The 12195-nt window shown below is 71.0% G+C and carries 10 protein-coding genes; 3 read left to right on the top strand and 7 right to left on the bottom strand.

What is annotated here, in order from left to right; genetic code table 11:
• Nucleotides 1-166: 166 nt before the first annotated feature.
• From HA630_RS10875 to HA630_RS10850, 6 genes are all read right to left on the bottom strand, one after another.
• Nucleotides 167-1114, bottom strand: coding sequence for a pseudouridine synthase (locus HA630_RS10875; RefSeq protein ID WP_166834682.1), 948 nt, complete (start codon nucleotides 1112-1114; stop codon nucleotides 167-169).
• Nucleotides 1115-1134: 20 nt separating this feature from the next.
• On the bottom strand, nucleotides 1135-2283 hold the full coding sequence (ribD, locus tag HA630_RS10870; protein WP_166834680.1) for a bifunctional diaminohydroxyphosphoribosylaminopyrimidine deaminase/5-amino-6-(5-phosphoribosylamino)uracil reductase RibD: 1149 nt from the start codon (nucleotides 2281-2283) through the stop codon (nucleotides 1135-1137).
• 33 nt (nucleotides 2284-2316) lie between these two features.
• Nucleotides 2317-3087: a tRNA (guanosine(46)-N7)-methyltransferase TrmB gene (gene trmB / locus HA630_RS10865; RefSeq protein ID WP_166834678.1), complete on the bottom strand. Its 771-nt coding sequence runs from the start codon at nucleotides 3085-3087 to the stop codon at nucleotides 2317-2319.
• Nucleotides 3088-3169: 82 nt separating this feature from the next.
• On the bottom strand, nucleotides 3170-4090 hold the full coding sequence (gluQRS, locus tag HA630_RS10860) for a tRNA glutamyl-Q(34) synthetase GluQRS (protein ID WP_166834676.1): 921 nt from the start codon (nucleotides 4088-4090) through the stop codon (nucleotides 3170-3172).
• A complete protein-coding gene (locus HA630_RS10855) occupies nucleotides 4087-5178 on the bottom strand; it encodes an NAD(P)/FAD-dependent oxidoreductase (RefSeq protein WP_166834674.1) in 1092 nt (363 codons plus the stop codon). Before HA630_RS10855 ends, gluQRS begins: the two co-directional genes overlap by 4 nt.
• A 52-nt stretch (nucleotides 5179-5230) precedes the next feature.
• Nucleotides 5231-6193 carry a LysR family transcriptional regulator gene (locus tag HA630_RS10850; protein ID WP_166834672.1) on the bottom strand — a complete coding sequence of 321 codons (963 nt, stop codon included), beginning with the start codon at nucleotides 6191-6193 and terminating at the stop codon, nucleotides 5231-5233.
• 113 nt (nucleotides 6194-6306) lie between these two features.
• Here HA630_RS10850 and HA630_RS10845 point away from each other — a divergent pair, with 113 nt between their 5' ends.
• The 3 genes from HA630_RS10845 (at nucleotide 6307) to dnaE (ending at nucleotide 11289) form a co-directional block, all read left to right on the top strand.
• Entirely contained in the window at nucleotides 6307-7008 is a 702-nt protein-coding gene (locus HA630_RS10845; protein ID WP_166834670.1) for a pirin family protein, read from the top strand.
• Nucleotides 7009-7060: 52 nt separating this feature from the next.
• Nucleotides 7061-7615, top strand: coding sequence for a flavodoxin family protein (locus HA630_RS10840; protein WP_166834668.1), 555 nt, complete (start codon nucleotides 7061-7063; stop codon nucleotides 7613-7615).
• A gap of 107 nt (nucleotides 7616-7722) precedes the next feature.
• On the top strand, nucleotides 7723-11289 hold the full coding sequence (dnaE, locus tag HA630_RS10835) for a DNA polymerase III subunit alpha (protein ID WP_166834666.1): 3567 nt from the start codon (nucleotides 7723-7725) through the stop codon (nucleotides 11287-11289).
• 20 nt (nucleotides 11290-11309) lie between these two features.
• Here dnaE and tolA read toward each other — a convergent pair whose 3' ends face one another.
• Entirely contained in the window at nucleotides 11310-12194 is an 885-nt protein-coding gene (gene tolA / locus HA630_RS10830; RefSeq protein ID WP_166834664.1) for a cell envelope integrity protein TolA, read from the bottom strand.
• Between the last annotated feature and the right edge of the window lies 1 nt (nucleotide 12195).

Below are 12195 nucleotides of genomic sequence, written 5' to 3'. Positions count from 1 at the left end.
AACACCTGCACCGCCATGCGGCCGTAGCCGTAGAGCCAGTCCATCAGGGCCGGGGCGGCGTGTTCCATGGCCTCGGCCACCGGCCCGTAGGCCGACAGGTGGTGCAACACGATGGTTTGCGACGCCAGCACCTTGAGCGCGTCGATGCCGGGTTGGCGGGCGGTGGTCACGGTGCGTCCGGCCAGCGCAGGCAACGCGCGCTCTCGAAGCGCCGGGGCGCGCCGGTCACCGGGTCGGTGAAGGCGATGGCCTGGGCCAGCAGGCGCAGCGGGTTGGTAAAGTCTTCGGCCTCGCCCGGTGCGCGCCGCACCACCGGGTAGAACTGGTCGCCCGCCATCGGCAGGCCCAGGCCGTTCAGGTGCACGCGCAACTGGTGGCGTTTGCCGCTCACGGGTTCCAGCCGGTAGCGCGCCCACGGGCCGCGCTGCTCCAGCAGGTGGATGTGGGTTTCGCTGTTGTCGGGCAGGCCTTCGTGCGGCGCGGCTTCGCGCATTTTGTAGAAGGCGTCCTCGCACTCCAGGATGTGGCTGCGGCGCGTCTGCGGCCAGGCCAGGTGCGGCGCAGCGGGGGCGATGGCTTCGTAGGTTTTGGCTATGTGCCGTTCGCGGAACAGGCGCTGGTAGGCGTCGCGGTCTTGCGGGCGCACGCTGAACACCACCAGCCCGGCGGTTTCGCGGTCGATGCGGTGCAGCGGGCTGAGGTTGGGCAGGTTCAGCCGTCTTTTCAGGCGCACCAGCAGGCTCTGCTGCACGTAGCGCCCACCGGGAGTGACGGGCAGAAAGTGCGGTTTGTCGGCCACCACCAGGTGTTCGTCCTGGAACACCACCGTTTCCTCGAACGGAATGACCGGCTCCTGCGGCAGCGCGCGCCAGTAGTACACGCGGGCGCCGTTCTCGTAAGGGGCTTCGGGTGGCAAGGGCAAGCCGTCGTCGCCCACCACCTCGCCGGCTTGCATGCGCTGCAGCCATTCGGTGCGCGGCACGCGCGGCAGGCGCTCGGCCAGAAAGTCCAGCAGCGTGGGCCAGGGCGCCACGCGCATGCGCGGCAGCGCCACGCAACTGGGCGAGACCCCGTCGCGCATGGGGATGGACGCGTTTTTGGGCACGTGGGCCATGGTGGCTTTTGGGGGCGCGGTCAGCGCAGGAAGCGGGCGCGCACCCGCAGGTCCGGCCCCACGGGCGTCACCTCGTGGAAAGCCAGCTTGGGCCCTTGGTCCAGTTCGGTGAACGGGCCGATGTTCGCCAGCCCGGCGCCGGGGCCCAGCAATTGCGGCGCCAGGTAGAGCAGCAGTTCGTCCACCAGCCCTTCGCGCAGAAAGGAGCCGTTGAGCTTGTGGCCGGCCTCCAGGTGCAGTTCGTTCACGCCACGCCGGGCCAGGTCGGCCAGCATGGCGGCCAGGTCCACCTTGGCGTGCGCTCCCGCAGCGCCGGGGGCACCGGGACAGTCCACCACGGTGGCGCCTGCTTGCGCCAGCGCGGCGCGCTGGGCGGCGGTGGCGGGCGGGTCGCTGGCGGTGTAGATCAACACCTCGCCCGGCGGCGGCAGAATGCGCGCGGCTGGCGCGATCTCCAGCCGGGAGTCCACCACCACCCGCAGCGGCTGGCGCGGGGTGGGCACCAGCCGCACATCGAGCCGGGGGTCGTCTTCCAGCACGGTGCCGATGCCCGTCAGCACGGCCGATGCGCGCCGGCGCCAGGCGTGGCCATCGGTGCGGGCGGCTTCACTGGTGATCCACTGGCTCACGCCGTTGGCCAGCGCGGTGGTGCCGTCGAGCGACGCCGCAATTTTCAGGCGCACCCAGGGCCGGCCGCGTTCCATGCGGCTCAAAAAGCCGATGTTCAGCTCGCGGCTGGCCACGGCCAGGGGGTGTTGCGGGTCCAGCAGGTGCACGTCAATGCCAGCGGCGCGCAGCCGCGCCAGCCCTTGGCCGCCCACCAGCGGGTTGGGGTCGGGCAGGGCCACGACCACACGCCCCACCTGGGCGGCGATCAGCGCGTCGCAGCAGGGCGGGGTGCGGCCGTGGTGGCTGCAGGGTTCCAGCGTGACCAGGGCGGTGGCCCCACGCAGGTCGGCCCCAGAGGCCTGGGCGGCGCGCAGCGCCACCACTTCGGCGTGTGCGCCACCGGCTGCTTGGGTGTGCCCCTCAAACACCTGCCCGTTGCGGGTGACCAGCCGGCACGCCACCCGCGGGTTCGGGTCGGACAGGCCGATGGCCTGGGCCGCCAACGCGTCCAGGCCGTCCAGCCACTCGGGCGGGCAGGGGGCGGGGGAGGGGGCGTTCATGTCAGCGCGCCGTGCGGCCGGGGGCGGCGCGGTTCAGGCCGGGCGGCGGAACACCAGGTCCCACACGCCGTGGCCCAGGCGCAGGCCCCGGTTCTCGAACTTGGTCAGCGGCCGGTACTCGGGCTTGGGTGCGTAGCCGCCCAGGCCGGCGTCGGTGGCGGTGTTGGCCAGCAGCGGCTCGGCGGTCAGCACCTCCAACATCTGCTCGGCGTAGGGCTGCCAGTCGGTGGCGCAATGGATGTAACCACCGGGCTTGAGCCGGCTCACCAGCTTGGCCACCAGCGGCGGCTGGATCAGGCGGCGCTTGTTGTGCTTCTTTTTGTGCCAGGGGTCGGGGAAGAAGATGTGCACCCCGTCCAGCGTACCCTCGGGCAGCATGTGGTCCAGCACCTCCACCGCGTCGTGCTGCAGGATGCGGATGTTGGCAATCGCCTGCTCGCCGATGCGTTTGAGCAGCGCGCCCACGCCGGGCTCGTGCACTTCGCAGCACAGGAAGTTCTCGTCCGGGCGCACCCGGGCGATGTGCGCCGTGGCTTCGCCCATGCCAAAGCCAATTTCCAGAATCAGCGGCGCGCTGCGGCCGAAGGCGGCGGGTGCGTCCAGCGCCTGCGGCGCGTAAGGCAGCAGAAAACGCGGCCCCAGGTCGGCAAAGGCCTTGGCCTGGCCGGTGGTGGTGCGGCCCGCGCGCTTGACGAAGCTCTTGATGGTTTTGGGGTGCGGCACGCCCTGGGGCGCACCGGCCGCGTCGGCGGGCGGCTGGTGGGGGGCGGTGTCGCCCGGGGTGGGGGATGGGGTAGCGTTCACAGCCCGGCATTGTAGGCACCCGGGCCGTTGCTGGCCATGTGCCGGCTGGCCACCATGGCGGCGCACGCGGGCGGCGCGGGGGTCAGGTCAGCGCCGCCCGCCGGGCCCAGTGCTCGGTCCAGGCGGCCAGCGCCGCTTCCACCGGGCCGTGCTGGGCGGGCAGGTGCAGCGCCCGGGCGGCGGCGTTCAGGGCGGCCAGCGGGTCGCGCACGTCCAGCGGCGGGGCGCCGTGTTGCTTCGAGAGTTTTTCGCCGTCCGCACCGCGCACCAGCGGGGTGTGGCGGTAGCGCGGCGTGGGCAGGCCCAGCGCCCGCTGCAGCAGGATTTGCCGTGCGGTGTTGTCGGCCAGGTCCTCGCCACGCACCACATGGGTGATGCCCTGGTCCGCATCGTCCACCACCACCGCCAGCTGGTAGGCCCACAGGCCGTCGGCGCGGCGCAGCACGAAGTCGCCCACGGCCTGGGCCACGTCCTGGTGCTGCGCGCCCAGGCGCGCGTCGTGCCAGCGCAGGGGCGTGGCGCTGCCGGTGGCGGCCAAGGCCGCCGGCACGTGCAGCCGCCAGGCGCGCGCGGGGCGGCCCTGCAGCCCGCCGCGTTCCGGGCGGCAGGTGCCGGGGTAGGGCCGTTCCACGTGCCGTTCGTGCGCCCAGCCCTGGGCCGCCAGCGCCTGTGCAATGTCCTTGCGGGTGCAGGCGCAGGGGTAGGCCAGCCCCGCAGCCACCAGTCGGTCCAGCGCGGCCTGGTACAGCGCGCCGCGCCGCGATTGCCAGCACACCGGCCCGTCGGGGTGCAGGCCCAGCGCGGCCAGTTGCTGCAGGATCTGCGCGTCGGCCCCCGGCACGCAGCGGCCCGCGTCCACGTCCTCGATGCGCACCCGCCAGACGCCGTGGTGGGCGCGGGCGTCCAGCCAGCTGGCCAGCGCCGCCACCAGCGAGCCCGCGTGCAAGGGCCCGGTGGGCGAGGGCGCGAAGCGCCCGTGGTAGCCGGCGGGCCGCGCCGTCATGCCATGGCGAGTGCCAGTTCCAGGCCCGACACGAAAGCGTTTTCCACCCGGTACCCCAGGCACCAGTCGCCGCACAGGCCCAGGCCCTGGCGCGCGTCCCACAAGAAGGGCAGGCCCAGCGGGGTTTGCGTTTGCGCGTAGCGCCAGCGGTGCACCGCGGCGTGCCCGGGCTGGGCGCGGATGCCGGTGATCTCGGCAAAACCCTTGAGCAGTTTGGCCGTCACGCGCTCGGCGTCGTCTTCCAGGTGTTCGGCCGACCAGGCCGGGCTGGCCTGGACCGTCCAGCGCTCCACCGGGCTGCGGCCGGGTTTGCTGGTTTCCCGCGCCAGCCAGCGGATGCGGTGGTGGTCGCCGCGCGCGGCGTGCCAGCGCGGCCCAAAGCCCGCGGCACCGGCCTGCGTCGCCTGGGGAAAGGCGACCATCAGCGTCCAGCAGGGGGCCACCGCCACCGCGTCCAGCTGGGTCTGCCAGGCTGGGGCCAGGCCGCTGTCGCGCAGCAGCGCCTGGGCCTGGGGGTGCGGCACGGCCAGCACCACCTGGTCAAAGCCGCCATGCACCTGCTGGGCGCCTTGCGGGCCTTGGGTGCGCAGCTGCCAGCGCAGGGGCGAGACGGCGTCGGCCTCCAGCCGCGTGACCTGGGTTTCGAGCACGGTCTGGGCGTTCAGGCTGCCGTCGGCCAGGGGCGCGGCCCAGGTTTTCACCAGTGCGTTCATGCCGGGGGTGGCCACCCAGTGGGCCTCGCGCGGGGGTGGGGCGCTGGCCATGGTCTGGCCCAGGTGGTCCAGCACGCGCACGGTGTTCACCCGCCACGGGGCGGTCAGGCCGGGCACCGTGTCCAGCGCCTGCTGGAAGCGCGGGTCGCGCACGGTGAAGAACTGGGCGCCGTGGTCGAAGCCGCCGAAGTCGCTGCGGCGGGTGGCCATGCGACCGCCGGCGCCCCGGCTTTTCTCGAACAGGGTGACGCGGTGGCCGGCCTGCACCAGGGTGCGGGCGCAGGCCACGCCGGCCATGCCGGCCCCGACGACGGCGATGTGGCGGGGTTCAGCAGGGGAGGCGCTGGGAGCGGTGCGGCGGCGCGGTGCGGGCATGGTGGGGGTCTCCAGGGCGGTGTGTGCAGCCACTGTACCAGCCCTGCGGGCCTCAGCGGGCGTGGTGGTTGTGCAGCAGGGCGTGTCGGGTGGCGGGTCGGGCCAGCTGGGCGGTCCACCAGGCCAGGGCGCGGCCCGCTTGGCCGCTGCCGCGGCGCCCACCGGGGGCCGCGTGGCCGCGCCAGGCGTAGCTGGGGCGGTACAGGCGCGCCGGCAGCGTGGTGGCCTTCACCACCAGCCGGCCCGCGTCCACAAACGGTTGCACCAGCGGCAGCGGCAGCGAGCCGCAACCCAGGCCGCGCAGTTGCGCCTCCAGCTTGTGCTGCATTGTGGGCACGGTCAGCACGTCCTGGCCGGGCAGCAGGCCAAAGGTCAGGCCGCTGCCGCGCTGGGTCGAATCGGCCACCGCCACCACCCGGTGGGGTTGCAGGTCGGCGGGGGTCAGCGCTTCGGTGGCCTGGGCCAGCGGGTGGTGCGGCGCCACCACAAACACGAATTGCACCTCGCCCAGCGGCGCGCTGTGCAGACCCTGGGCGTTCACGCTGTCCAGCGTCACCCCCAGCGCCAGGTCGGCCTGGCCGGTCAGCAGCGTCTCCAGCGTCCCCGACAGGGTTTCGGCCCGCAGCCGCAGCCGGGTGGGCGCACCCAGTTCGTAAAACGCCTCGCACAGCTCGAACAGGGTGGTGCGCGAGACGATGGCGTCGGCGGTGATGGTCAGCTGCGGCTCCCAGCCGGTGGCGATGCGCTTGACGCGCTGGGCCACCGCGTCCAGTTCCAGCAGCAGGTGCTCGCTCACGCGCAGCAGCTCGGCGCCGGCGGGGGTGAGCTGGGCGCGGCGCGCGTGGCGGTCGAACAGCAACACGTCCAGCGCCTCCTCCACCTGGCGCACCCGGTAGGTCAGGGCGCTGGGCACCAGGCCCAGTTCGCGCGCGGCCGCGGCCATGCTGCCGGCGCGTGCCACGGTGCCGATCAGGGTGAGGTTTTCGGGTGACAGGGCGGCGCGCTGTTTTTGCATGCAAGGGTCTGGAGTGTTCAGTATTTTTGAATCATGCCAGCAAACCGCTGCGCCGTCACCCCGGCCGCCGCGGGCTACAGTGGAGTCCTCGCCACCCCACACCGGAGACCGCCATGATGCAACTGCGCCGCTCGCAAGAGCGTGGCCACGCCGACCACGGTTGGTTGCAAAGCCACCATTCCTTTTCCTTCGCCGACTACTTCGACCCCGCCTTCATGGGCTGGGGCAACCTGCGCGTCATCAACGAAGACCGCATCGCTCCGGGCACCGGCTTTGGCACCCACGGCCACCGCGACATGGAAATCGTCAGCTACGTGCTGGCCGGCAACCTGGCCCACCGCGACAGCCTGGGCAACGTGCAGGGCATCCCCCCCGGCGAGGTGCAGCGCATGAGCGCCGGCCGTGGCGTGACGCACAGCGAGTTCAACCACGCCCCGAACCAGACCACGCATTTCCTGCAGATCTGGATCGAACCGAGCGAGCGCGGCATCGACCCCGGCTACGAGCAAAAAGCCTTTGCCGAGGCCGACAAACGCGGCCGCCTGCGCCTGGTGGCCGCGCCCGACGGCGCCGACGGCGCGGTGACCCTGCACGCCGATGCGCGCCTGTACGCCGGCCTGTTCGACGGCCCGGAAACCGCCGAACTGGCCCTGGATCCGGCCCGCAAGGCCTACGTGCACCTGGTGCGCGGCCGCCTGCGCGCCAACGGCCAGCCGCTGAGCGCTGGCGATGCGCTGATGCTCCAGGACGAATCGTCCCTGCGGCTCGACCAGGGCTGTGAGGCCGAAGTGCTGGTGTTCGACCTGGCCCCCTGAATTTTTCACCCCCTCGGCCCGCCCGGGCCCTTCCCTTGCAGGAGTTGTTTCCATGACCCAAGTCGTTGTTGTTTACCATTCCGGCTACGGCCACACCCAGCGCGTGGCCCAGCTCGTGGCCGAAGGCGCCCAAGCCGAGCTGCTGCCCATCGACGCCGACGGCAACCTGCCCGACGGCGGCTGGGACACGCTGAACGCGGCCGACGCCATCATTTTCGGCACCCCCACCTACATGGGCGGCCCGAGCTGGCAGTTCAAGAAGTTTGCCGACGCGTCGTCCAAGGCCTGGTTCGGTCGCGCCTGGCAGGACAAGGTGTTCGGCGGTTTCACCAACAGCGCCAGCCTGAACGGCGACAAGGGCGCCACGCTGATCCAGCTCCAGACCCTGGCGTCGCAACACGGTGGGCTGTGGGTCAGCCTGGGGCTGCTGCCGGCCAACACCCTGGCCGCCACCCGCCAAGACGTCAACAACCTGGGCGGCTCGGTCGGCCTGTTGGTGCAGTCGCCGTCCGACGCCGGCGCCGACAAAATCCCCCAAGGCGACCTGGACACCGCCCGCCTGTACGGCGCGCGGGTGGCCGCGGTGGCGGCCAAGTTGCGCGGCTGACCTGACCTAGGCTGGGCCGCGGTGATGCGTCTCGTGCCCGGCGACGGGGTCGCCCCGGGCTTGGCCTGCCGGCCCCCTGCGCCAGGGGGGGCCTCTACAATCCCCGGATGTTTGTCCACCTGCGCCTGCACACCGAATTTTCCGTGGTCGATGGGACCACCCGCGTTGACGAAACGGTGGAGGCCGCCGCGGCCGATGGCCAGCCGGCCCTGGCCATCACCGACCTGAGCAACCTCTTCGGCGCGGTCAAGTTCTACAAGGCCGCGCGCGGCGCCGGCGTCAAGCCGGTGATCGGTGCCGAGGTGTTTGTGCAGGGCCTGGGCGGCGAGGTCGCCCCCGGCGCGTCGGTGCAGGCGCAGAGCCTGCCGCGCCTGCTGCTGCTGGTGCAAAGCCACCCGGGCTACCTCAACCTGTGCGAGCTGCTGGCGCGCGCCTGGACGCGCAACGTGGTGCGCGACCAGGCCGGCGTCAAGTGGGAGTGGTTGCAGGAGCTGAACGACGGGCTGATCGTGCTGTCCGGCGCCCACAGCGGCCCGGTGGGCCAGGCCCTGCTGGCCGGCGACGAGGCCAAGGCCGCCGACCTGGCGCTGCAACTGGCCGGCGCCTTTCCGCACCGTTTCTACATCGAACTGCAACGTGCCGGCCGCCCCGATGACGAACGCCACGTGGCCGCCGCCGTGCCCCTGGCCGCTCGGCTCAAGCTGCCGGTGGTGGCCACCCACCCGGTGCAGTTCCTGGGCCCGGACGACTACGAAGCCCACGAAGCACGTGTCTGTATCGCCGAAGGCGAAATCCTGGGCAACCACCGCCGGGTGCGCAAGTTCACCCGCGACCAGTATTTCAAGTCGTCCGAAGAAATGGCCGCGCTGTTCGCCGATGTGCCCAGTGCCCTGGCCAACACGGTGGAAATCGCCAAGCGCTGCAACCTCACGCTCACGCTGGGCAAGCCGCAGTTGCCCAACTTCCCCATTCCGCCGGTCGATGGCGTGGTGATGTCGGTGGAGGACTACTTCCGCCACGTCTCGCACGAGGGATTGAAGGCGCGCCTGATCCACCTCTATCCGGACGAAGCCCAGCGCGAAGCCGAGCGCCCGCGCTACGTGGAACGGCTGGAGTTCGAGCTCAACACCATCCTCAAGATGGGCTTCCCGGGCTACTTCCTCATCGTGGGCGACTTCATCCAGTGGGCCAAGGAAAACGGCTGCCCGGTGGGGCCGGGCCGGGGTTCCGGCGCCGGTTCGCTGGTGGCCTACGCGCTGCTCATCACCGACCTGGACCCGCTGCAGTACAACCTGCTGTTCGAGCGCTTCCTGAACCCGGAGCGGGTGTCCATGCCCGACTTCGACATCGACTTCTGCCAGACCAACCGCGACCGCGTCATCGATTACGTCAAGGACAAGTACGGCAAGGACGCGGTGAGCCAGATCGCCACCTTCGGCACCATGGCGGCGCGTGCGGCCATCCGCGACGTGGGCCGGGTGCTGGACTTTGCCTACGGCTTCTGCGACGGCATTTCCAAGCTCATTCCCAACAAGCCGGGCATGAGCGTGACGCTGCAGTACCCGCCCGACCCGCCCAAGCCCGGCGACAAGAACAACTACGCGATCGCCATGGAGCCGGTACTGGCCGAGCGCATCCAGAAAGAGGAAGAGGTCAAGCAGCTGATCGAGCTGGCGCAGAAGCTCGAAGGCATGACGCGCAACATCGGCATGCACGCCGGGGGGGTGCTGATCGCGCCCGGCAAGCTGACGGATTTCTGCCCGCTGTACCAGCAGCCAGGCAGCGAATCGGCCGTCAGCCAGTACGACAAAGACGACGTGGAGGCCGTGGGCCTGGTGAAGTTCGACTTCCTGGGCCTGGCCACGCTGACCATTCTGGAACTGGCCAAAGAATTCATTCTGCGGCGCCACCCCAGCCAGGCCGGCTTTGCGTTCGAGAACATCCCGCTCGACGACAAAGCCACCTACAAACTGTTTCAGGACGGCAAGACCGAAGCGGTGTTCCAGTTTGAAAGCCGCGGCATGCAGGGCATGCTGCGCGACGCCAAGCCCACCCGGCTGGAAGACCTGATCGCCCTGAACGCGCTGTACCGCCCGGGCCCGATGGACCTGATCCCCAGCTTCGTGGCGCGCAAACACGGCCGCGAAGAAGTGGAGTACCCGCACCCGGCGGTGGCCGACATGCTGTCCGAGACCTACGGCATCATGGTCTACCAGGAGCAGGTGATGCAGACCGCGCAGATCCTGGGCGGCTACAGCCTGGGTGGCGCCGACCTGCTGCGCCGCGCCATGGGCAAGAAAAAGGCCGAGGAAATGGCCGAGCACCGCGAGAAGTTCCGCGCCGGTGCCCTGGCCACCCACGGCATCGGCCAAGACAAGGCCGACGAGGTCTTCGACCTGATGGAAAAGTTCGCGGGCTACGGCTTCAACAAGTCGCACGCCGCCGCCTACTCGCTGCTGGCCTACCACACCGGCTGGCTCAAGGTCCATTTCACGGCGGAGTTCTTCTGCGCCAACATGACCATCGAAATGGACGACACCGACAAGCTCAAGGTGTTGTTCGAGGACGCGCTCAAGTTCGGCATCACCTTCGAGGCGCCCGACGTGAACCGCGGCACCTACCGCTTCGAGCCGGTCAGCGACAAGGTCATCCGCTACGGCCTGGGCGCCGTCAAGGGCACCGGCCAGCAGGCCATTGAAGCCATCGTGGCGGCCCGCGAGGGCAAGGGCGTGGGCCCGGCCGGCGACACCGTGGGCCCGTTCAAGAGCCTGTTCGACTTCTGCAACCGGGTGGACCGCAGCCGCCTGAACAAGCGCACGGTGGAGGCACTGATCAAGGCCGGCGCCTTCGACCATTTCGACCTCAACCGCGCGGCGCTGCTGGCCTCGGTGGAGCGGGCCTTCGACTACGCCAACGCCCAGCAGGCCAACGCCAACCAGGGCGGCCTGTTCGACATGTTCGGTGCCGACGACCACGGCGCCAGCACCCAGGAACCCGACCTGGTGGACATGCTGCCCTGGGGCATCAAGGAACGCCTGACGCACGAGAAAACCGCCATCGGCTTCTACCTCAGCGGCCACCTGTTCGACGAGGTGGAGCGCGAGGTGCGCCGCTTCGCCCGCACCCCCATCGGTGACGTGGTGGACAGCCGCGACCCGGTGCTGCTCGCCGGCATCGTCACCGACCTGCGCATCATCAATGGCCAGCGCGGCAAGGTCGCCATTTTCAAGCTGGACGACAAGACCGGCACGCTGGAAGCCACCGCCGATGAAGCCCTCATCAACCAGCACAAAAACCTGCTGAAGGACGACGAACTGGTGCTGGCCCAGGTGCTGGCGCAGCCGGACCGCTTCTCGGGCGGCTTGCGGCTCAAGGTGCAGCAATTGTGGGATTTGGGCGCGGCGCGTTGCCGCTTTGGCAAATACCTGCGCGTGGCGGTCAATGGCCAGGCGCCCGACGTGGCGGCGCTGTTGCGCGAGTTCCCGGCCAAGCGCGAGATGAGCGAGCAGGGCGAACTGGTGCGCGGCCTGCCGGTGCGCCTGCAGGTGCTGCGCGGGACCGCGCGCTGCGACATCCAGCTGGGCGAGCAGGCGCTGGTGTTCCCGTCGGACGCGGCCCTGGCCGCCTGGAAGGCCCAGGCCCACGAGCGCCGCGCCGAAATCGTGTTCGACTGACCCCGCGCCCGAGCGGTTGTTCAGTCCTGCGGCCGGAAGCCCAGGATCAGCGTGCCGGGCACCCGGCCGTTCTCGTCCTGCGGCAGTTTGCCGGTGCGTTCCACCGCGCGCAGCACCGCGTTGTCCCACGCCGGGTGGCCGCTGGACTGCAGCAAGCGGCTGCCCACGATGGTGCCGTCGGGCAGGGTTCTGACCTCCACCTCGGCACGCGGGTTGCCGGCCACGGCGTCGGCGAAGACGATGTTGGGGCGGATGCGTGCCACCAGCTTGCCCGCGTAGCCGGCCGACGGCCCGCTGGACTGCTGGGCCGTGCCGCGCGCACCCGCCGACCCGGTGGCCCCGGCCTGCCCCATCATGCGGGCCAGGTTTTTCTGGCGTTCGGCCTCCAGCAAGGCGTCTTGTTTGGCGGCCTCGGCCTTGGCGCGCGCCGCTTTGTCGCGCGCCAGCTGGGCGGCTTTTTCTTGGTCTGCCTTGGCTTGGGCCGCCCGCTCCTGGGCCTGCCGCTCCCGGCGTTCCTGCTCCCGCCGTTTGTGTTCCGCCTCACGCGCCAGCGCCTGTTGCCGGGCTTGCTCCTCGCGCGCCTTTTTCTGTTGTTGGGCCAGGGCGATGTCGGCGTCGCGCCGCGCCTGCGACACGTCGGGCGGGGGCGGTTCGGCGGGCCGCGGCTTGGGGGCGGGGGCCGGCGCAGGCGTCGGTTCCGGCGCCACCAGCTTGGGCGCCGCCACCTGCGGCAGGCGCGACCACAGCTCGGCCTCGGCCACCACCACCGTGTCGGTCTGCCAGCCCACACCCCAGGTCAGGGCCAGCACCAGCAGCGCGTGCACGCCCAGAGCCCAGCCCAGCGGGCCGCGCCAGCGGCCGCCGTCGGGCGGGTTCAGGTCCAGGGTGTCGGCGGTGGCCTGCATC

It is taken from the genome of Aquabacterium sp. A08 (assembly GCF_011742065.1).
The sequence above is the reverse complement of the archived record's forward strand: the minus strand, read 5'-3'. Positions and strand labels throughout refer to the sequence as shown.